20 protein-coding genes are annotated in these 20,325 nt (G+C 48.2%); 11 read left to right on the top strand and 9 right to left on the bottom strand.

Features of this window, described 5'->3' with window-relative positions; translation table 11 throughout:
• Positions 1-28: 28 nt before the first annotated feature.
• The 5 genes from E0496_RS05475 (at position 29) to E0496_RS05455 (ending at position 2,399) form a co-directional block, all read left to right on the top strand.
• Positions 29-361, top strand: a complete 333-nt coding sequence (locus E0496_RS05475) for a FlxA-like family protein (protein WP_141500643.1) — start codon at positions 29-31, stop codon at positions 359-361.
• A 129-nt stretch (positions 362-490) separates the two neighbouring features.
• Positions 491-928, top strand: a complete 438-nt coding sequence (locus E0496_RS05470) for an RrF2 family transcriptional regulator (protein WP_141500642.1) — start codon at positions 491-493, stop codon at positions 926-928.
• Positions 929-1,045: 117 nt separating this feature from the next.
• Complete coding sequence (locus E0496_RS05465; RefSeq protein ID WP_141500641.1) at positions 1,046-1,420, top strand: DoxX family protein; 375 nt, start codon at positions 1,046-1,048, stop codon at positions 1,418-1,420.
• 168 nt (positions 1,421-1,588) lie between these two features.
• A complete protein-coding gene (locus E0496_RS05460; protein WP_141500640.1) occupies positions 1,589-2,017 on the top strand; it encodes an SRPBCC family protein in 429 nt (142 codons plus the stop codon).
• A gap of 1 nt (position 2,018) precedes the next feature.
• On the top strand, positions 2,019-2,399 hold the full coding sequence (locus tag E0496_RS05455) for an ArsR/SmtB family transcription factor (protein ID WP_141500639.1): 381 nt from the start codon (positions 2,019-2,021) through the stop codon (positions 2,397-2,399).
• Between the two features lie 89 nt (positions 2,400-2,488).
• Here the strand turns inward: E0496_RS05455 and E0496_RS05450 are convergent, their stop codons facing one another.
• From E0496_RS05450 to E0496_RS05415, 8 genes are all read right to left on the bottom strand, one after another.
• Entirely contained in the window at positions 2,489-3,319 is an 831-nt protein-coding gene (locus E0496_RS05450) for a 1,4-dihydroxy-6-naphtoate synthase (RefSeq protein ID WP_141500638.1), read from the bottom strand.
• Complete coding sequence (locus E0496_RS05445; RefSeq protein ID WP_141500637.1) at positions 3,316-4,026, bottom strand: futalosine hydrolase; 711 nt, start codon at positions 4,024-4,026, stop codon at positions 3,316-3,318. Before E0496_RS05445 ends, E0496_RS05450 begins: the two co-directional genes overlap by 4 nt.
• A gap of 87 nt (positions 4,027-4,113) precedes the next feature.
• A complete protein-coding gene (locus tag E0496_RS05440; RefSeq protein WP_141500636.1) occupies positions 4,114-5,481 on the bottom strand; it encodes a TrkH family potassium uptake protein in 1,368 nt (455 codons plus the stop codon).
• 28 nt (positions 5,482-5,509) lie between these two features.
• Positions 5,510-7,114 (bottom strand): histidine kinase N-terminal 7TM domain-containing diguanylate cyclase, encoded by a 1,605-nt coding sequence (locus E0496_RS05435; protein WP_161601320.1) that lies wholly within the window; start codon positions 7,112-7,114, stop codon positions 5,510-5,512.
• Between the two features lie 147 nt (positions 7,115-7,261).
• Positions 7,262-9,529 carry a PAS domain S-box protein gene (locus E0496_RS05430; RefSeq protein ID WP_175598014.1) on the bottom strand — a complete coding sequence of 756 codons (2,268 nt, stop codon included), beginning with the start codon at positions 9,527-9,529 and terminating at the stop codon, positions 7,262-7,264.
• Positions 9,530-9,657: 128 nt separating this feature from the next.
• Complete coding sequence (locus tag E0496_RS05425; protein WP_141500633.1) at positions 9,658-10,143, bottom strand: hypothetical protein; 486 nt, start codon at positions 10,141-10,143, stop codon at positions 9,658-9,660.
• Positions 10,144-10,325: 182 nt separating this feature from the next.
• A complete protein-coding gene (locus E0496_RS05420) occupies positions 10,326-10,829 on the bottom strand; it encodes a hypothetical protein (protein WP_141500632.1) in 504 nt (167 codons plus the stop codon).
• Between the two features lie 116 nt (positions 10,830-10,945).
• The gene (locus E0496_RS05415) at positions 10,946-11,962 is read right to left on the bottom strand and encodes a cupredoxin domain-containing protein (protein ID WP_141500631.1); all 1,017 of its coding nucleotides are present in this window, start codon (positions 11,960-11,962) and stop codon (positions 10,946-10,948) included.
• Positions 11,963-12,247: 285 nt separating this feature from the next.
• Here E0496_RS05415 and E0496_RS05410 point away from each other — a divergent pair, with 285 nt between their 5' ends.
• From E0496_RS05410 to E0496_RS36825, 5 genes are all read left to right on the top strand, one after another.
• The gene (locus E0496_RS05410) at positions 12,248-12,466 is read left to right on the top strand and encodes a hypothetical protein (protein WP_141500630.1); all 219 of its coding nucleotides are present in this window, start codon (positions 12,248-12,250) and stop codon (positions 12,464-12,466) included.
• Positions 12,467-13,383: 917 nt separating this feature from the next.
• A complete protein-coding gene (locus tag E0496_RS05405) occupies positions 13,384-14,787 on the top strand; it encodes an MATE family efflux transporter (protein WP_141500629.1) in 1,404 nt (467 codons plus the stop codon).
• Between the two features lie 277 nt (positions 14,788-15,064).
• The gene (locus E0496_RS05400) at positions 15,065-15,598 is read left to right on the top strand and encodes a YceI family protein (protein ID WP_139996770.1); all 534 of its coding nucleotides are present in this window, start codon (positions 15,065-15,067) and stop codon (positions 15,596-15,598) included.
• Positions 15,599-15,855: 257 nt separating this feature from the next.
• A complete protein-coding gene (locus E0496_RS05395; RefSeq protein WP_141500628.1) occupies positions 15,856-17,850 on the top strand; it encodes a GTP-binding protein in 1,995 nt (664 codons plus the stop codon).
• Between the two features lie 139 nt (positions 17,851-17,989).
• Entirely contained in the window at positions 17,990-18,121 is a 132-nt protein-coding gene (locus tag E0496_RS36825) for a hypothetical protein (RefSeq protein WP_277755827.1), read from the top strand.
• An 83-nt stretch (positions 18,122-18,204) separates the two neighbouring features.
• On the opposite strand, the gene E0496_RS36425 is transcribed toward E0496_RS36825, so the two are convergent.
• Positions 18,205-18,426 (bottom strand): hypothetical protein, encoded by a 222-nt coding sequence (locus E0496_RS36425; RefSeq protein ID WP_338325823.1) that lies wholly within the window; start codon positions 18,424-18,426, stop codon positions 18,205-18,207.
• Between the two features lie 422 nt (positions 18,427-18,848).
• Here E0496_RS36425 and serS point away from each other — a divergent pair, with 422 nt between their 5' ends.
• On the top strand, positions 18,849-20,138 hold the full coding sequence (gene serS, locus E0496_RS05385; protein WP_141500627.1) for a serine--tRNA ligase: 1,290 nt from the start codon (positions 18,849-18,851) through the stop codon (positions 20,136-20,138).
• Positions 20,139-20,325: the final 187 nt, after the last annotated feature.

Genomic DNA, 20,325 nt, shown 5'->3' with positions numbered 1-20,325 from the left:
AAAGCAAGCATAAGGAGGGATAGAAAATATGAACATATCATCTGCAACAGGCAGCAGTACAGCGTCATATTCGGCCGCATCATCCGCTGCATCCAGCTTGGAGAAACAGGTAAGCAGCCTGCAGGCCGAGCTTAAAAAAGTCAATGACAGTAAAGATGATCAAGCGACTAAGGATAAAAAAGCGCAGGTCATCCAGCAGCAAATTCAACAGTTACAGCAAGAAATCGCGAAGCAGAAGGCTGAAGCCAGCACGAACAAGGCAAGCGGGCTAGAAGTAAATGAAAACGCGAATGTTAGCGCTCCGAAGGCTGTTACTGGCCCAGTAGCGAATTCTGACCGTACATTTGATGTGCGGATATAAATTAAGCTAGGGAAGTTCGAATGGGCGGATGCAAAGGCATCCGCCCATTCGCCTTGCAAAAGAGGATTGCGGGAGGGTAAACTACCATAGACAATGGTTTTGAAATAAAGCTTGCGAGGAGGAAATAATATGAGTCAGTCAAAGCGAGGCAATCAAATCGGGCCTCCGCGATTTGTCATAGCCGTTCATGTACTCATTTGGCTTGCCAAGAGCGGAGGCCTGCTTTCTAGTGCGACTATTGCGGGACAAGTGAACTCTCATGCGACTTTTTTGCGCAGAGTGCTTGCTACATTGGTGCAATCGGGATTTGTTGATGCTAGGGAAGGTCGCGATGGCGGGTATAGCTTAAGTAGGCCAGCAGATAACATTACGCTTGCTGATGTTTATTTGGCAGTAAGAACAGAACCTTGCGAAGCGGCTGATGAACTGCGATGCAGCGGCGAAGAAGGCGCGGGCATACAGCTCGATCAGGCGCTGGAGCAAATTATGAATGCTGCCGATTTGCGTACCGTAGAATACTTAAAACAATATTCAATTGCTGATTTAACGGAAACGATTGACTTTTGAAAATGGGCAGATTAATATGTGCTTATAAAGGTTGCAGTTATATCGGATATACTGCAATTTTTTTGAAACAAACTGTGCTTGTAGTAGTGGCAGTTAATTGGACGAGGGGGAAAACGTATGGAAATCGTAGCGATTATTTTACAAAGCTTGCTGGGCTTGATGTTTCTAATGGCTGGTATAGGCAAAGTCTCCGGTACCAAAATGCATGTGGACCATTTCAACCAGTGGGGTTTGCCGCAATGGTTCAGAGTTGTAACCGGATTAGTAGAGCTTATTGGAGCGGCTGCTTTAATCGTTGGCATTTGGGAGCCGAGCTGGGCGGCAGCGGGTAGCTTGTTGCTTGGAGTGACCATGATTGGTGCAATCCTGGTGCATGTTCGCATGAAAGACAACATGAAAGAATCAGCTGCATCTATTGTGCTATTTGTTCTTTCCGTAGTCATCTTTCTTCTGCAAAGCGGAGAGCTTGCCCAGTTTCCTGGTTTTCAATAGTAAGGCTAGGCTGATGGCATAGGAGCGGACGTGAAGGGCAAGCTAGCGGATGAGAAGGTTATGTCATTTGACACGAAACCATAGGGTGTCATATACTCATAAAGTGAAACCAAATGGTTTCGTATTAAAGGGCTGCAATGGTTACGCATTGCTAATGGAGGACGTCAAATGGATAACAATATTTCACAGAATACATTATCGGATATTAGGCAGACACTTGTGCTTAACGCGCCAATACAGAAGGTATGGGCTGCGGTCGCAACCTCGGAAGGCATTGCCACATGGTTCATGCCGAATAATTTTCAAGCCGAGCTTGGTTATGAATTTCATTTGGAAGCCGGCCCTTTCGGGAATTCTCCTTGCAAGGTAACGGTGCTTGATCCTCCTAACCAGTTGTCTTTCGCCTGGGGCAAGGATTGGTCCCTGACATTCGAGCTTGTTGACCGTGAGGGCAAGACGGAGTTTACGTTGATCCATGCAGGCTGGGATGCGGATAAGGTTACGGAATTCGGACAGTCGCATGGCGAGGTGCATGGCCGGATGTCTGGCGGCTGGATCGGCATTGTGGCGAAGCTGCGCCAGATTATAGAGTCTTAATATGGCGGAGACCGCACCGAAACATGACGTATTTCAGGCCATTGCAGATCCAACGAGGCGCAAGCTGCTGCACCTGCTTGGGGACGAGGAGATGCCGGTCACTGTACTTAGCGGGCATTTTACGATGAGTCGGACAGCGGTATCGAAGCATTTGCGCGTGCTTGCGGATGCAGGACTCGTGAAGGATCGCAAGGTTGGCCGGGAAACGCGATATCGCCTAGATCCAGAGCCGCTGCTGGAGCTTAGGCGCTGGCTCGCCTATTACGAACGATATTGGGATAATAAATTGTCAGCGCTTAAGCGTTTTGTCGAGTCAGATGATCATGCTTTTGAAGAGTCATTTGGTCCGCTCGCTGCAGTAGAGCGGAATGATGGGCGATAGCCACCAGCAATGCCGAAGAGCCGCTAATTCCATGGAATTAGCGGCTCTTCGACATTTCTTAATGACTTACCAACCTAAGCTGTATTCTGTTAGCGCAGAAGCGACAAGTCAAAGCTGGGCACTAGGCCTTCCTCGGCAGCCCGTCCGAGAAGGGCTTCAATAGCAGCGTAGCCTTCATCGCCTAAGTTTGCCGTGAATTCATTGACATAAAGGTCAATATGGGCCTGGGCAACATCGGAAGACAGTTCTTGGGCATGCATCATAATGTAGGATTTGGATTCCTCCGGATGCGTCCATGCGTAGTCAACGGATGCGCGGATCCACTCGGTAATCGTGTCGGTATCGAGCTCACGCTTTGCAATAATAGCTCCAAGCGGAATGGGTAAGCCCGTATCCGACTCCCACCAGCTGCCGAGATCCGTCAGCATGGTCAAACCGTACGAAGGATAGGTGAAGCGAGCCTCGTGGATAACTAAACCAGCGTCAATATGCCCATCGCGTACGGCCGGCATAATTTCATGGAAAGGCATGACTACGATTTCCCCTACCCCGCCAGGTACGTTTTGCGCTGCCCACAATCGGAAAAGCAGATAGGCGGTGGAACGTTCGCTAGGAACGGCTACCCGTTTTCCGGCAAGAGAAGCAGCTTCACTCTCCCCGCCGTTGGTCAACACAAGTGGACCGCAGCCACGGCCAAGGGCCCCGCCGCAGGACAGCAGCTTATAATCTTCCAGCACCCAAGGCAGTGCCGCGTAAGAAATTTTCATAATTTCGGGTCCTTTGGATTTGGCAGCCCAATTATTCGTAATATCTATATCTGCATACGTTACGTCAAGCGTCGGAGCTCCAGGGATTAGCCCGTGTGCCCATGCGTGGAAGACGAAGGTATCGTTTGGACATGGTGAGTAAGCAATGTTCATGTTAAAACCTCCCGTATAGCTTTACTTGCTGCTTCTAATGAGGCTAGCGCTTCACCAATCCGCCAGGCTGCACGGTCACGCGGACCGACAGCATTGGAGATAGCGCGTATTTCGGCAAAGGGCAGGTTAAACCCGGTGGCCGCCTCTGCGACGCCAAAGCCTTCCATTCCTTCGGCGGCTGCGCCATCGACTCGCTTAGCAAGCGCAGACGTAGTCTCTGCCGTTCCAGTAGCCGTTGTTACGGTGAGGATGGGGCCGCTCAAGACGCTTAAATGGGCAGCTGCTATCGCATGAAATAATAGGCTGTTCCAATGGCTGCTTACTGCTATTCGAGCAGAGCCGAAACCAAGCTCGTCCACACTTAGGAAGCCTTCCGGCGTCTCTGCTCCCAAATCAGCGGCCACAATAAGATCGGCGACCACTAGCGAGCCGATATCGGCCCTGCCTGCAAAGCCGCCGCCAATGCCGGCGTTGATAACCAAATGATAGGGAACCGCAGCCTTCGCAAGCACCATCGCAGTGCGTGCCGCAGCGGAAGCTACACCTACGCCTACGGTAATGACATCGACGTTCGGCATATCCCCCAGTCCTCGAAGTACAGCATCACGCTCCGCTTCAACGGCAGTGGCGATGAGTATTCGTTTTTGATTTTGCAACTCATCTTCATGTAATAAATTGCTAGCATGTTTATCGGATTGTGATGTCATGAGACTATAATCTCCTCTATCTGGGAATCAGCAATAATGAATAATACCTATCGTATCATTCGCCAGATTCCAGATGCAAATGTCTGCTTAGCCGATGGTTATCTTGCCTTCAGGGTAACGGTACAGCTCTTTCTTAGACCGTGTGTTGAGTGCAAAGGCGAGTGTCACGGGCCCGAGACGTCCAACAAACATAAGCAAAATGATGATGATTTTTCCTGGACTGCTTAAATGCTCCGTTAATCCCGCTGACATGCCAACTGTACAATAAGCTGACGTCGCTTCGAACAAAATGGCGAGAAAGGAGCCTGCCTCTGTAATGGAGAGCAGCATCGTGGCTCCACATATAATGGAGAAGGCAATCATCGTAAACATGATCGCCTGATGAATTTGGTTCTTGGCAATTCGGTAGCGGAAGAGAACAACGTCGTCTTTGCCCCGCATCATAGCAATGATTGCTCCAATGAGGATCGCAAAGGTTGTGACTCGTATTCCGCCTCCCGTCGATCCGGGGCCTGCCCCAATAAACATCAGCAGAATAAGGAAAAACTGCGTGACCTCACGAAGCATGCTCGGATCAACGGTGCTGAGGCCTGCGGAGCGGGCGGTTACCGATTGGAATAAGGCGCCAAGCGTTTTGCCAATACCGGACAAAGGCTGCAGGGTATTCGGGTTGGACAGCTCCAGCGCAAATATAACGATTGCCCCAATAACCGTCAGCATGCCGGTAACAGATAATACAACCTTACTATGTAAGCTGAATTTTCTATTTTTAGGGTAGGTAACGAGCTCCGATATAACAATAAAGCCGATTCCTCCAAAAAAAATAAGCAGCATCGAAACGATATTCACAAACGGATCTTCAACGTAATGGATCAAGCTGCCCGGCCGTTCGGGAAACTGCGAGAACAGATCGAATCCCGCATTGTTGAAAAACGAGATGCTGTGGAAGACGCCAAAATATAAAGATTTGCCTACGGGCATTTCCAACATAAAATAGCTGCTCAATAAAATAGCACCGGTCAATTCAATGACCAATGCATACAGCAGCACTTTTCGAATCATGCGTACGATGCCTTCATTAGAGCCATAGTTCATAGACTCCTGAAGCACAAGGCGCTCGCGGAAAGAAATACGCTTGCGGAACAGAAGCGCAAATAAAGTTGCCATGGTCATAAACCCAAGTCCGCCGACTTGAGCGAGAACAATGATGACCACTTGCCCAAAGGTGGAAAGGTGCGTGCCGGTATCGAGGACGGTCAGTCCGGTGACACAGGTAGCGCTGGCAGACATAAACAAGGCATCGAGGTAGGAGATAGACTTGGCATCCGTAAAGGATATCGGCCGAGACAGCAGCTGTGCCCCAATAAAGATAATTAATATGAAACCAAAGGTCATGACTTGCGGCGGACTTGGTCGAAACCGCAGTTTATTGCGCAGGTCAGCTACTTTCAGCATGGCGTCAACTCCACCTATCTCGTTCGTGCTAGTATGGTTTTTTTGCTTTGATTGCATGTATTGAATCTTGCTCGTACAAATGAACGCAGTTTCGGCCGTTATGCTTCGACCGGTAAAGGGCAACATCCGCTTCGCTTAACAATGTTTCCAGCGGCACCTCAGGTTCTCTAGCCTGATTGACGCCAAAGCTTGCGGTAATGGTGAGTGCTTTGGCCGAGCTGTAAAGCGGATTGCTCTCGATCGCGGCCCGGAGATTCTCGGCGATCTGCCCGGCTTGTTCAAGCTTTGTGTCGGGCAAGCCGATAGCGAACTCCTCGCCGCCATATCGTCCAAACAAGGCGCTTGCCGGAAGCGTCTGCTGACAAATCGAAACGACATGCTGGAGCGCGAAGTCACCCACGCTATGTCCATAACGGTCGTTAATTAGCTTGAAATGATCAATGTCAAACAAAATAAAGGAACAAGGCTGCTTTCGCTGGTGAGCGGAGAGGAGCAGCTGTCTGCTTTTTTCCATGAAAAAAGTCCGGTTATAGATAGCAGTAAGTCCATCGATCTCGGCGAGATGACGCAGCTTGTTTTGCAGCAGGGTATGCTCCGTCACATCAATCATGACGATCGTTCGGCCTGCAAGCTGGCCGTTTGGTTTTAGCAGCTTGGAGGCTCTAATCCGATAATAGAACGTTTCGCCGCCGCGTATCCATTTAAATTCTTGCTCATGTTCGGTTGTAGGGTCTACATCAAAGGAGAAGGCTTCGGATTCAGCTCCACGCTTCCAAATATGATCAAGCTTTTGGCCGATCGCCAAGGGAGTGAGCGCTGGAATGATTTGAGTGGCTGCTCCATTAAAATCCATAATCTGATTCTCTAAATTAAGCACAAGCACGCCGTCCCGCATGCTCTCGAAGATATGCTCGCGGGCAATAGGAGCGACAGTAAGCAGAGCAGTTGAAAAGATAGCCGTTACGTATAAAATGGATGTCACGCACATGATGACGGGAACAGGATCCATGCCCATAGGAGTAAGCCCAAGCGTATAGGATAATGCACCTATCATAGGCAAAGCAATACCGATGGCGAGTGTGATCATCTGCTTGCGGTAAATCGTTTTTTTCTTGCGCCAGTAGCGTCCGAGTATGAACAGGCTGGCAAACATAGATCCAGAAGTAAAGCTGCCATGCACGTAATACCACAGTCCAGGCACAACCTCTACCATAGGCGAATCCACATTTGGTCGCAAGAATACCTCCTTGTAGAACAGGTGGTGAAAGTCATTGGTCATGACCATCAATAGAGTAATAGCGGGAATGACGAACAACCCCCAGGCTTTTTTGGGAGTGTTGAATCGCTCTATACCAACATAGTGCATAATCAGCAGTAAGGAGAAAATAGATATGAACGGCATGCCAAGGTACTCTATTTTGGTCCAAAAAAGAATTTCACCCAGTGTATCGCTTGCGAGTTCGAAAGCAAAAGCAAACGTATAGACGGCTGATAATAGGGTGGACCACATAAATAATTTCAGGCCGGCGAATTTTGACTTGTTGTAATAAGCATATAAGGCAAGCAGTACGTTAAGAACACCGGATATGATGACAATGATAATATACTGGGAAATAGGGGAATTCATAGTCATTGATAGATGCGGCTCCCAATGTAACAAAATAGTAGTTATTCCATATTGAAACAACTGCGTGAAGGATTCAAGGCTATGGACACATTTTAACATAGCTCTTCATTTTTCTACAAAACAATATAAAATCAGACAGCTGGGCCGTTGCTCCTAGCTGTCCGCAGGTAGTGAAATTTCTACGCAGGTACCTTTGCCAAACTCGCTGCGAAAAACGATGGTACCTTTATGAGCGGAAATGATTTGCTGGCTGACCATGAGCCCAAGCCCGTTGCCATTTTCTTTTCTCGTAAAGAACGGCTCGCCGAGACGGACTAAATCATCATTAGCAATTCCGCTGCCTTGATCGATGAACTGAAGGTTAATAGACTCCTTCGAATGATGCTCAATTTTCACGGAGAGAACGCCTCCGCCTGGCATCGCTTCAATGCCGTTTTTCATCACATTGACGAAAACCTGCTTTAATTGGTTGGCTTCACCAATCACGCTAGGCAACTCGGAATCCGCAAGCAAGGTTAATTGTACGTTGCTCATTTTTGCTTCTGAATCCAGCAGCATCATAATATTGCTAACCAGATTAATAATATCTATCGCTTGATAGCGGCTCGCTTGCGGCTTGGCAAACACTAGAAACTCGCTCACAATCATATTAATCTGATCCAGCTCGCCAAGCATAACTTCGAGATGGGCGGGCGATAACGAGCCTACCTGCTGGTGGAGCTGCACGAAGCCTCTCAGCGTCGTGAGCGGATTGCGGACTTCATGCGCAACGCCTGCGGCAATTTGACCGACGACAGACAGCTTCTCCGAGCGCCGGATAATTTCTTCCGTTTGCTTACGAGACGTAATATTCCGGGAAATAGTTGCAATGGCGATGATCTCTCCCGATTCGCTGCGGATAGGCGAGATCGTAATGCTCAGGTCGATAAGCTGCCCGGATTTTTTATATCTGACCGTCTCAAAGTCGGTGACGGAACCGCCGCGCAGCACGGTTGCCTCCAGCTCATGATGCGAGCTCACGTAATCGGGAGGCACATTGTCGAGCGGCGTGCCGAGTGCTTCTTCTTGGCTCCATCCGTACATGGACTCGAATGCGACGTTCACTTGAATGATCTGCCCCATTAAATCGGTCACATGAATGGCATCTGATGTGTGATTAACGAATGATTCCAAATATTGCTTCGTGCTTTGGAGCTCCGCAGCCGCTGATTTGAGCTCGGTCGTATAATGATTGAGATTATTGCCCATCGTATCGACGCGGGAGGCGAGCAGGCCGAATTCGTCGTCACTGCGTATCGTAATCACTTCTCCGAAGTTTCCAACTGCAATTGCGTTTACTTTGCGCATAATTTGATTCAAGCCGCGCATCATGAAGCCTGCAATGAAATAGCTTGCAATCATTGTAATCAGCACAAGTCCGAGCGAGATAATAATTTGCATGACCAGCAACCGGCTGACGGGCTCTTGAATGGCTTTTTGATCAAATACGACGCTAAAGACGTAGGTTTTGTTCATTTTAATTGGAATGAAGTTTTTGATGACGGGAATGCCATTGACGTTTCTTTTAACGGTTATTGCTTTGCCGGTCTCATTGGCCTCTTGGATATTTTCGCGGTCATTGACGGGGTCTTGATAGTTATAGTCGCCAAAGGGAATCTCACGGACATCCAGATTATAGACGGGCACTCCCTTTTTATACTTGATGATTTTAGCCTTTCCGTAAAACTCCAGGTCAAAGCCAGTAATCTCTAAAATATCGGATTGATCGGCAATAATCTTGTTGACGATAGCGTCGGTTCCAATGGTGTAATTAAAATCCATCAGTACTTGTGCGTTTACGTAAGGGTTGATCATATAGTTGGTAGAGCCGTCGTAATAGTAACCCCACTTCCGTACCTTGGAAGGGTCGGAGGTAGAGAAATTGAAAGGCCCCGACCAGAAATGCTTCAGTTTTTGCCCCTGCTCAATGCTCACTTCTTGTTTATTGAATAATTGTAGAAAAGCGACATGCCAATAATCCCATGTTTTTGAGCTCATATTAACTTCGTTGGGATCGGAGGATCTGACGGCAATCACATCGTCTCCAAAGCGCTGCCATAAGGTGATATGATCGACGCCCAGCTTGGCGCTGAGGCTGATCAACTGCTCATTGGTAATGTTATTGATATCGGGATCGAGCTGCTCTTTGGCAGCAAGAGATGCGATTCTCAGCTTGTCTCCGAGCGTATCCTCCATATATTGAAGGGCATTTTCGGAAGCTTCCACTGTGATGCTTATTTGCTTAGCGATATTGTTTAATTGAGTCTCGAGATTGGCCTCGGTCTCTGACTTTGTTGAATAGTAGTAGAGGGAGGTGCTTAAGGCTAATATAACAGCTACGATGATGGAGATGGAGAAGGATAGTTTGGCTTTTATAGACAACAGAAATTCCCCCCAGGGTCTTTGGTGCATGTACTACAATTAGACACGCAATGACAAAAATCCTGTTTGTAAGCATATAAAAAAGGAGAAACATGAATTGTTTCTCCTTTTTTTTCCATATTGTTGGTTTAAGCGCGCGTAAATTGCTCTTCTTGCAAATAAATCTCGGCTTCTTCGTAGGTTTCAAAGGCTGATTCCAAATTCAAATCCGCATATAAGTACCACAAGTCTTCCTCGAACAGCAGGGTCAGTACAGCATTATCCGGCCCGATCCAACGTTCCTCTTGCGGAGGCTTGCGTTTTTTCTTTTTCTTCGACTCCGGCTTCTCCGGCGGTGCAATGGCGAGGGCGCTAATGGATTTAGCAATAAGCGAGCGAAGCTCATCCTCGCTGTAATCTCTGATGTTCACGAGTCCTTTGTCGTCCGTAGCTATACCAGGCACGAGTCCGGCAAATACATAGCCATTACCGTTCGGGTGCAGATGGTGCACGACCGATTTTTTCTCATGGGCACTTTCCTCATAGTGAAAATTCGTGCGGCCCAGCGAGACGTCCTTTCGTTGCAATTCAGGAAACGACTCAATAACAGCCAGCTTTTGTTCAAAAGATAACATTTCTTTCCTCCTAAAGGTTTGCGGAGCAAACCACTTCGTAAGCATAAACTTAGGTTTGCGGAGCAAACCACTTCGTAAGCGTAAACTTAGGTTTGCGGAGCAAACCACTTCGTAAGCGTGAGCCTAAGCTTGCGCAGCCGCAGCTGCGACGCTTGATTATACCATACCGTGGGAGGGAGCTGTTAAATGTCTTTCTTCTTCATCAGCAGCATCATGGCGCCAGCGAGAACGAATACGATCGCAATGATTGGCTGGCTCAGCACGAACTTGTTGTAGATGGACCCGATGGAGAATACGGCGAAAAAAAGCAGGGAGAGCACGGTTAAAATATTAATCGGTATAAGCAGCCATTTGTTGCGGTTGCCGAACCAATAAAATTCGAATAACCCAACCGCGGGAGCGAGAATAAAGCCGGGCCACATGTAACCCCAATTGTTAAAGAGCATAGCGATCTGACATACAATCCCGGCGGTGAACAGAATGCCTCCTGGAATGAGGACGCCGATCCCTTTTCTGCCGATCATGGAGAAGTACAGCCAGTGGAAAAAAAGGCCAAGCGGAATGACGAATAGTGATGGCCAGAAGTAGGCGAATATTTTGCCGGGGCCGAAGGTTTCTCCTTGATTTAGAAACAGGCAAGCGCCGAGCAGTAGGAGGACAAGTCCGCCAATGTTTCTTACATTCATAGTTTTAGTGCACCCCAATCGTCGTTTTATTAGCTGCATTCAGCATAGCATACAATGAAAATAGCTGTCCTCCTGCTGCAGGTAAAACAGCGAGCTGGACTAAAGTCCAGTATGAGCTATTCCGGATGATCGAACGAGCTGCGGTTGACAACCGTCTTTTTCACCAGTTCGCCCTCCTTGACAACAAACACGGGCGTATTGGAGCATAATTTACCATTAATCGTATCGTAAGCGTTAAAGCTCCCGTTGTAGAAAGCAAAGCGATTATCCAATATCATTTTAAATTCACGATCGTAATGGCTGTTCAGGTTGAAGGGGGCCGGTTCTGCCTTGTTCCTGTATCGAAGAGGATCAAAGGTTGTCGTGGCAATCTGAGGAGGTATGGCTCCGCTGCCAACCTTGCTCATGAGTAGGCTGAGTGAATGTCCCTTGCCTTTCATCATGCTCAGATTGTCAGGCAGGCGGCTGCTCTCCATGGCTGTGATGAACGGGATGCTTAGCACGGCCGCCGCTGCCAGCAGAACGCCCGTATGTTTAAGCCTGCGTCTCCAAGGACGGTATAGAAGCGGGGCCTTCGCTGCAAGCTGGTTGTGGTGGATTTGAAGCATCCATAGCAGGCAGGCAATAAATAGCAGCAGCGCAGCAGGAATAGTTACAGTGAGCCAGCGAAACGGAACTGGTGGAACAAACGCAAAATAAAATAAGGCCAAGGAGCTGAGGGCCGTCAGTTGATAGGGAACAATGAAAGCGGGGTCGGAAGCTTGGCGCCTTCTAGCTACATCAGGAGGCGTATCCGTTCGCCCTTTCGTCCGCTGCATCAGCTTGCGCAGCCTTGGGTAGGAGCCAAGCCAGATCAGCAGGACCGGTATAACGGCTAATGGGGTTCTGATCAGCAGTCGGTCGAGCCATAGTGACGGAGAGAAAGCCGCTGCGAGCATAAGGTCGGCCACTGCCACCGCTACTGAGAGCAAGCTTAAACTGACAGACCAGAAAAGCAGCTTGCGCGTTTTGCGGTATAGCTGCTTTTCTGTCTGATTGAACACGAGCTTTGCCGCTTTGTTTGCCGCTATAAAGGAGAACAGAATAAAGAGCATAATCGCGCTGAGCTCTAGATTAGTTAACAAGGAATACATAGGAATAGCCTCCTGATCGAATCGTAATACATACCTGCTTATATTGAAGAATAAGAAACCGTTTACTAGTCGTTATTCATCTTATCTAGTTCAGCAGCCATACAAAACCGCCGTAAGTCGGAACGATCTACTGGACCTCTGACGGGGCAACGGCTCGAATAAGCTCGAACGGGCTCGAACGTTACAAAAAGCGGAAATAGTTCCTATGAAACGACATTTTACACCTCTTGTATAGTTCTATGAAAGCGCTACAATTAAGGTAATAAGAGGCAGGAGGTGAATAATATGAGCCAAGAAGAAGAAGTAGTTCAAGAAGGCGCGGAGGTGTCCGCAGAACTGATTTCGGAAGAGGCTCCAGCGGAAGAAGCAGTAGAAGCTGTGGAGGCTGAATCGGAAGAAGAAGTGGAAGAAGCGGCTGCTGCGGTTGAGGAAGAAGCTGCAGAGGAAGCGGAAGAAGAGGCGGCTGAGGAAGAAGCTGCTGAAGAAGAGTCTGAAGAGCAATAATGATATCTATCATTTTAAATTATAAAGAGGAAGACTGTACCTAAGCTGTCTCGACGGCGGGGTGCAGTCTTTTTTTTACGCTATAGTAATATGGATCGCCGAGTCGTTTCACAATAAACTGCGGTATTCTCTAAATATTCTTGCTATATAAGTTCAACAAATGAGTTTAGACGCAATGAGATTCTGAAAGAAGGATTCCATACGGACGCACAGTCGGTCTATGATAGCCTAAAGTCCAGAGGCCCTAAATGGACCGGATATGGCGGGGTTTTGGAGAATAGATCTAATTTTTAGATCTAATCGGGCTTAAATAGCCGAAGTAGCTGAAATAGGTCTGAAAAATAGATCTAATTTAGCCCAGCAGTTCCAAATGGACTGGATATGGCTGGGTTCTGGAGAAATAGATCTAATTTTCAGATCTAATTTGGCGTAGATAGCCAAAATAGCTGAATTAGGTCTAAAAAATAGATCTAATCTAGCTTAGCGGCTTCAATGGGCTGGATATGATTGGGTATTGTAGAAATAGATAAGTTGAACGAAAGAATTGATGGGTAAGTGAAGAGAGAGGATCGTACTGGAGAAACGAAGTGTTCGTATTAGCAGCCGGATTCTTAGTTTTACTTGTCTTAGTTAATCTAAGAACCTTGCTGCAAACGCGACCCGATTGAATGATCTACTCGAGCAGTGACCAGAAGAAGAAACTTTAGTTGAACTTATATAGCTAGGCATGAATGGCTTTTTTTCGATATAAAAAGCAAAGCAAAAGGTCGGAAAATCTGCTTTCTGGCGAGGTATGCGTTTACATTTGGATTGGTAGTATTTTATTCGCGTAAAATCGTAAATCTATCGTGCAATAGCTATTTTTATATGCTACGATACCTTGTGCTTTGCTTTTATTTTTAGAAGAAGGTGACAACATGAGTGCGGCAGCAGTGGGTAGTGGACAAGGCCAGCAGGATCCGAAAGGAATCAATTTGTTTTTTCTGACATGGCCTATATTTTTGGAAATCTTTTTGTTTATGCTTATGGGTATTGCAGACACGCTAATGCTGAGCGCCATTTCGGATAACGCCGTATCCGGGGTCGGGGCATCTAATCAATATTTGCACATCGCTATACTACTGCTAGAGGTAATTGGCAACGGAGCATCCATTGTAGTTGCACAATATATCGGTTCACGGAAGTTTATCGAGGCGGCGAAAATATCAGCGCTGGCGGTAACGCTCAATCTGGCAGTGGGACTGCTCATCAGCCTGACCTTCGTTTTGTTTGGCGGTCACCTGCTGCAAACGCTGAATTTGCAGGGCGAGATCATGGAGCATGCGAAGAGCTATTTATCGATTGTAGGCGGAATGATCTTCCTGCAGGCGATTATTAACTCGATAGCGGCCATTATTCGGGTACATGGGTTTACAAAGGAAGCGATGTACGTATCGCTGGGCATGAATATTGTGCATATTATAGGAAACTATTTGCTTATTTTTGGAAATTTCGGTTTTCCCGAAATGGGTGTGCAAGGCGCCGCGCTTTCTTCGGTTATCAGTCGAGCGCTAGCGCTTGTCGTCTTTTTCTGGATGCTGTATCGCATTATGTCGGTAAGGGTGGAGCTTCATTATTATTTCACTTTATCGAAGGAGTATGTCTCCAAAATTTTAAAAATCGGCATTCCGTCTGCACTGGAGCAGGTGATGTACCAGACTTGCCAAATCGTGTTTCTTTATTACGCGACTTATCTTGGGGCAGCTTCGCTGGCAGCCAAGAACTATGCAAACAATATTTCGATGTTCACCTATTTGTTTGCCTTTGCGATCGGAATGGGGACATCGATTATCGTTGGCAGGCTGGTTGGCGCAGGAGAGCCGACGTCGGCCTATCACCGGGTTTGGAAAAGCGTGCGCTGGGCAAGCGGCGTGACCTTGTTCGCCGTGTTGCTCGTCATTGCCTTCCGTGAGCCGCTTATGCGCATGTTCACGGACGATGAGGAAATCATCCGACTTGGCGTTAGCGTATTGCTGCTTAGTATCGTACTGGAGACCGGACGGACGATTAATATTGTACTCGTTAACTCGCTTCGCGCGAGCGGAGATGCGAAGTACCCGCTGTGGGTGGGGATGTTCTCGATGGTAGCAATGAGTTTGCCGCTCGGTTATTTCTTTGTATTCAAGCTGGAGATGGGATTAGCTGGAATTTGGCTTGCCATCGCGGCGGATGAATGGCTGCGTGCGTTTATTATGTTTTTCCGCTGGCGCAGCAGAGCGTGGGAGAAGCATGCGCTGGTCAAGCGCGAGCAAAAGGAACAACCTGCTGTTGTACACGGATAAAAACGGCTAAATAACAGCTGGAGCGTATGGAGAAAAGGGTGTCAGAGAAGGGGTTGTAACCTTCTCCGGCACCCTTTTTTTATATAAAAGCTCTTAAGAATAGGTAGATAAGCTATTGCTGTTAGGAGACAGGGCGTTTCGCTGGGTATCGGATAGAAAAAAATATAATTGACAAATTTGTGTCTAAGCCATAAAATACAGTTATACAAAATAAAAGTTAGTACATTATAAAAAGTAAGTAAATTATTATTTATGTAAACTTAGGAGGAAATTTAAAATGGCAAAATCACAATGGACGGTTGATTCCACGCACAGCAGTATTGATTTTTCAGTAAAGCATATGATGATCGCAAAGGTAAAAGGCTCGTTCCACGCGTTTGAAGCGAATATCGTGGCAGACGCGCATGACCTCACTTCCGCTGACATCCAGGTGACGATCGATCTAAGCAGCGTAGACACACGCAACAAAGACCGTGACGCGCATCTTCGCAATGCAGACTTCTTTGACATAGAGAAGCATCCTTCACTTGTCTTCACTTCGACTGCAATTACGAAAACCGATGATGGAGAGTACTCTGTCGTTGGTGATGTTAGCCTGCATGGCGTGACGCGTTCCGAGAAATTCAACGTTAGCTTCGAAGGCGCGGGCAAAGATCCTTGGGGCAATGATAAAGTAGGCTTTAGCGCGACGGGCAGCCTGAAACGCAGTGATTACGGTTTAACTTATAATGCGGCTCTGGAGACAGGCGGCGTTCTGATTGGCGACGAAGTGAAAATATCCATTGATATTGAAGCGATTCAGCAAGGTTAATCAAAATAGCTACGATTATAGAACAGCCTGTCGGATAGCGATCCGACAGGCTGTTTTTGTTCAAATATAAGACTTTATATGTTTCACGAGATAAAACATTCTTCTATTTCTATTAGAAATGGATACCCCTCCTCTTGCAGAGGACGGCGAAGCCGTTTCTTCTTGGTTTAGGAAGAGGTCTGCTCCCGTTTACGCTTGCTGTTATGCGCTTTCAGAGTTACGATAAGGAAAGGACAGCCAGTAAGGAGACATGCGTAATGGCAGCTAACGTAACAAAACATATACGAAATATCGGTATTTTTGCTCATGTCGATGCGGGGAAGACAACAACAACTGAGCAGATTCTTTATCGCAGCGGTCGAATTAGGTCGCTTGGCAGCGTGGATGCCGGTACGGCGCAAACGGATTTTCTAGAAGTCGAACGCTCCAGAGGCATCTCCGTGCGAGCGGCTGCAACGCGTTTTTCCTGGCAAGGCATGACCATCAATCTGGTTGACACGCCCGGACATGTCGATTTTCTATCCGAGGTTGAGCGTTCTTTGCGGGTGATGGATGGGGCGGTGCTTATTCTTTCGGCGGTGGAAGGCGTGCAGGCACAGACTGAGGTCATTTGGCATGCTTTGCGGGAGCGGAACATTCCCACGCTGATTTACGTGAATAAGCTGGACCGGATCGGTGCAGATCCCATAGGGACGTTGAAGCAAATTCGACGATTGCTATCGCCGTTGGCAGCCCCCATTCAGGCTCCGTGTGGAGTAGAGGATACCTTTGCTGGCATAAGCAGCGTATTGGAAACGGGTAGTGAATCTGAAGAAACAAGATGGTATTTGCAGCTGCTCGAAGAAACGGTTGCGGAGCAAGAAGAGGAGCTGCTGAATCACTACCTGGAGCATGGTACGCTGCCGATGGAGGAATTGACGGGTAGGCTGCCAGCCCTTACGCAAAGCGGAGCCTTTTTCCCTATTCTATTTGGTGCTTCAAGCCGAGGAATCGGGATCGAACCTCTCATGCAAGCCATGGTTACGCTGCTGCCGGCACCAACTGTAGTACTCGACGGGCCTGTATCTGGCGTCGTATTCCGTATTGAGCGGGACGCGGCGATGGGGCGGATTGCATATGTCCGCTTATATAGCGGTGTGATTCGCAACCGTGATTCGGTCTTTAATGAGACGCAGCAGATTGAAGAAAAAATTACACAAATTCGCAAAATCGACGGTCAGAAGGCGGAGGATGTAGGGTTATTGGAGGCGGGGGATATTGCTGCCGTTTGTGGCTGGAACCAAGCGCGTATCGGTGATATTATCGGGTGTGCGGATCATGTTCCTGGCGAGACACGGCTGGCTGTACCGCTTCTGACGGTGCAAGTGCGCTGGAGCAGCGAAGCCGATTATCCGGCTGTCGTAGCCGCGCTGCAAGAGCTGGCCGATGAAGATCCGCTGCTTGATCTTCAATGGCTGCAGGAGCAGCGCGAGCTGCATCTGAAAGTCATGGGGCCGATTCAGATTGAGGTGCTGACGCATCTGCTGAATCACCGCTATGGGCTGAAGGCGGAATTCGGTCAGCCTTCCGTTATTTATAAAGAAACGCCTGCTCAAACGGGCGAAGGCTTCATTGCTTATACAATGCCGAAGCCCTGCTGGGCGATTCTTCGCTTTCTCATTGAGCCAGGCGAACGCGGAAGCGGACTCACCTATAGCGCGGCCGTACGCTCGGAACGCCTGCTTGACCGTTACCAGAACGAGGTGGCTAGAAGCGTTCCGGAAGCGCTGCAGCAAGGGCTTTTCGGGTGGGAAGTTACGGATCTGAAGGTGACGCTAATTGAGGGCGAGCATCATGTGTGGCATACTCATCCGCTCGACTTCGCACTGGCTACGCCGATGGGGATTATGGACGGCTTGTCTCATACAGGAGTAACGCTGCTTGAACCGATGCTGTCTTTTCGCCTTTCTATTCCGGAGGAGAATGGCGGCAAGCTTATGAATGAGTTGATCCTCATGCGGGGTGAATTCGACACGCCGGTCGTTAGGCAGGAGAGAATGGAGATAGAAGGAAAGCTGCCTGTTGCCACCTCTCTTGATTTTCCTGCACGATTCGGATCGCTCACCAAGGGGCGGGGTATTTTGGCTACGTTTTTCGCGGGTTATCAGGAATGCCCGGCGGACGTATCTGCGGAGCGGGTGCGTCGCGGCGTCAATCCGCTGGATCAATCCAAATATATTTTAGCCTTCCGAAATGCGCTTGCCGGCTCGTAATGAACGGTTCGTCATTTGTTTGCAAAATTCTACGCGTCTTATATGCTGCAACCATTATTTGGCGTATACCGTCCGGACTAAGAGTGTCTATACTTGGGAGCTTAGAGTGGTCTGGACTTTACCCTTCAAGGAGTAGAATATGAATAAAGTAACAAAAGTTGTTTTATGGACGGTCGTTATCGTTGTGGTCACCGTGTTTGTACTGCTTTGTTTATTCGGCATTATCTTTTTCTCGGGCGTATGGTTTCGGGATGTTTTTATGCAGAAATAAGGATGAAGGCCTCGGCTATATGGATACTAAAAACCAGATCAGCGCATGTTTAGCGCGTTGATCTGGTTTTTTTATTGTTTGTTTTAATTTGATCTTACGGATGCTGCAAGGGCTAAGAAGGATATAGTCGCGCGATGAATACGGTCGATAATAGGCTGTCCGCCGGTTTCGTACTCTGTTATGCCATGGGCAAGCTCATTGCGCTGTGCACCGCCTACGGAAACCCACTCAGGGGCGTTAACCCCATGAAGTTTACGCACGATTGCCTGAAGCTGCAGTGGCGAGCTGTGTGCTGGTAGCGGCACTCCGGTTGCTCCCGGTTATGATTGCGATGTTCATGGTTAATCTTCCTTTCATCTAGCGATTTAATTGTCTTTATTTTACCATTCTCCTCTGGTGAAAGCGTCTGTAATTAGGCTGAATGTACGATTTTTCCAACGAGGGACATAGCAAGCTTGTGCTTTCGGCATATACTATGGTATAGTACAACAAAATTAATTATCGGATCACGCCAGTGAAGAGAATCCAACTCGGAGGCGTTCTCGTCAAGGGGAGGCAGCAAGCTCCCCCTAAGTTTACCGGGCCCGCCCGTTACTGCGGAACAAAGAGGATTGGACAGTGCGTCTGTTCGGTCAATTTGGGTGGCACCGCGAGTACAAAAACGCTCCTCGTCCCATAGGGATGAGGGCGTTTTTTGTGTTTTTCTAACGAAAAGGAGCGCGGTGTCATGTTGGACATGAAATGGATCAGAACAAATCAGGAGCAAGTACAGACAGTAGCCAATCAAAAGGGAATTAAGATTTTGATTGCAGAGCTGCTGCTGAAGGACGAGAAGAAGCGTTTGTTGCAGCAGAAAGTAGAGGCCTTCCGTGCGGAGCGCAACAAGCTGTCAAATCGGATTGGCAGGCTGGTAAAGCAAGGGGCTCAGGGCGAAGCGGAGCAGACTAGGCAAAGGGTAAAGGAATCGAATGAAAAGCTGGCAGTTCTAGAGACAGAGCTTGCCCTCGCTGAAGATCAGGTTGCCGAGCTGATGGTTTTGGTGCCGAACATCGTATCGCCAGATACGCCGGAGGGCCGATCGGATGCTGATAATGTGGAACGGAAACGGGTTGGCGAGGCGCCGAGCTTTGCCTTTGAGACCAGGGACCATATGGAGCTCGGTGAGCTTCATGATATGGTAGACGTGCAGCGAGGGGTAAAGGCGGCGGGCAGCCGCAATTATTACTTGAAGGGTACGGGAGTGCTGCTCCACCGCGCTGTACAGCAGCTAGCCATCGATTTGCTATTGCGGAAAGGGTACACGCTGCTGGATGTCCCGTTGATGGTTCGTACCGAAGCGATGAACCATACCGGTTTTTTTCCGCTAGGCGAGGATCAGACCTACCGAATGGTTAATGAGGATAAATGGCTGGTCGGTACCTCGGAGGTGCCGCTTATTACCTTTCATGCTAACGAAATAGTCGAGGCGGATACGCCAATTAAGCTAGCCGCTGCTTCGACCTGCTTCCGCAGTGAAGTAGGCTCGGCAGGAAGGGATGTACATGGATTGTATCGTGTCCATCAATTTGCGAAGGTGGAGCAGGTCATTTTATGCAAAGCGGATCTGGAGCTCTCGGAGCAGATGCTGCAGGAGATTACGGCAAATGCCGAGGAGCTGCTTCAGCTATTGGAGCTGCCTTACCGCGTAATGGCCGTTTGTACGGGCGATATGTCGCAAAAAACCTATAAACAATACGACATTGAGACGTGGATGCCCAGCCGCGGGGCTTATGGGGAAACGCATTCGTCGTCGAACCTGCATGATTTCCAGGCGCGGCGCTCGAATATCCGCTATCGAGCCGAGGATGGCACGCTCCTGTACTGCCATACGCTCAATAATACAGCGGTCGCAAGCCCGCGCATTTTGATTCCGCTGCTGGAGAACCATCAGCAGGAAGATGGTTCGATTCACATTCCTTTGGCGCTTCGTCCCTATATGAACGGCATGGAGCGGCTTATCGTTAGCTATATAAGTTGAACTAAAGTTTTTCGTATTGGTGGCTGCGCGAGTAGATCATTCTTTAGGGTCGCGGTTGTAACCAGATTCTTTGATTGACTAAGATATTTAATAGAAGAGATATCCAAACCATTCCAGAGGAGAGTATTAAACGTGGATTAGTATCACTAGACCACCGATTGTTACCTTTGATTTAAATAACAAAAAG

Origin of the sequence: Paenibacillus luteus, assembly GCF_006542765.1 — a bacterium.
Classification (GTDB): Bacteria; Bacillota; Bacilli; order Paenibacillales; family Paenibacillaceae; genus Pristimantibacillus; species Pristimantibacillus luteus.
The sequence above is the reverse complement of the archived record's forward strand: the minus strand, read 5'-3'. Positions and strand labels throughout refer to the sequence as shown.

What these genes read in the sequence shown, in the direction of transcription:
- E0496_RS05475 (WP_141500643.1), top strand. Translation starts at nt 29, where the DNA reads ATGAACATATCATCTGCAACAGGCAGCAGTACAGCGTCATATTCGGCC.
- E0496_RS05470 (WP_141500642.1), top strand. Translation starts at nt 491, where the DNA reads ATGAGTCAGTCAAAGCGAGGCAATCAAATCGGGCCTCCGCGATTTGTC.
- E0496_RS05465 (WP_141500641.1), top strand. Translation starts at nt 1,046, where the DNA reads ATGGAAATCGTAGCGATTATTTTACAAAGCTTGCTGGGCTTGATGTTT.
- E0496_RS05460 (WP_141500640.1), top strand. Translation starts at nt 1,589, where the DNA reads ATGGATAACAATATTTCACAGAATACATTATCGGATATTAGGCAGACA.
- E0496_RS05455 (WP_141500639.1), top strand. Translation starts at nt 2,019, where the DNA reads ATGGCGGAGACCGCACCGAAACATGACGTATTTCAGGCCATTGCAGAT.
- E0496_RS05450 (WP_141500638.1), bottom strand. Translation starts at nt 3,319, where the DNA reads ATGAACATTGCTTACTCACCATGTCCAAACGATACCTTCGTCTTCCAC.
- E0496_RS05445 (WP_141500637.1), bottom strand. Translation starts at nt 4,026, where the DNA reads ATGACATCACAATCCGATAAACATGCTAGCAATTTATTACATGAAGAT.
- E0496_RS05440 (WP_141500636.1), bottom strand. Translation starts at nt 5,481, where the DNA reads ATGCTGAAAGTAGCTGACCTGCGCAATAAACTGCGGTTTCGACCAAGT.
- E0496_RS05435 (WP_161601320.1), bottom strand. Translation starts at nt 7,114, where the DNA reads ATGACTATGAATTCCCCTATTTCCCAGTATATTATCATTGTCATCATA.
- E0496_RS05425 (WP_141500633.1), bottom strand. Translation starts at nt 10,143, where the DNA reads ATGTTATCTTTTGAACAAAAGCTGGCTGTTATTGAGTCGTTTCCTGAA.
- E0496_RS05420 (WP_141500632.1), bottom strand. Translation starts at nt 10,829, where the DNA reads ATGAATGTAAGAAACATTGGCGGACTTGTCCTCCTACTGCTCGGCGCT.
- E0496_RS05415 (WP_141500631.1), bottom strand. Translation starts at nt 11,962, where the DNA reads ATGTATTCCTTGTTAACTAATCTAGAGCTCAGCGCGATTATGCTCTTT.
- E0496_RS05410 (WP_141500630.1), top strand. Translation starts at nt 12,248, where the DNA reads ATGAGCCAAGAAGAAGAAGTAGTTCAAGAAGGCGCGGAGGTGTCCGCA.
- E0496_RS05405 (WP_141500629.1), top strand. Translation starts at nt 13,384, where the DNA reads ATGAGTGCGGCAGCAGTGGGTAGTGGACAAGGCCAGCAGGATCCGAAA.
- E0496_RS05400 (WP_139996770.1), top strand. Translation starts at nt 15,065, where the DNA reads ATGGCAAAATCACAATGGACGGTTGATTCCACGCACAGCAGTATTGAT.
- E0496_RS05395 (WP_141500628.1), top strand. Translation starts at nt 15,856, where the DNA reads ATGGCAGCTAACGTAACAAAACATATACGAAATATCGGTATTTTTGCT.
- E0496_RS36825 (WP_277755827.1), top strand. Translation starts at nt 17,990, where the DNA reads ATGAATAAAGTAACAAAAGTTGTTTTATGGACGGTCGTTATCGTTGTG.
- serS (WP_141500627.1), top strand. Translation starts at nt 18,849, where the DNA reads ATGTTGGACATGAAATGGATCAGAACAAATCAGGAGCAAGTACAGACA.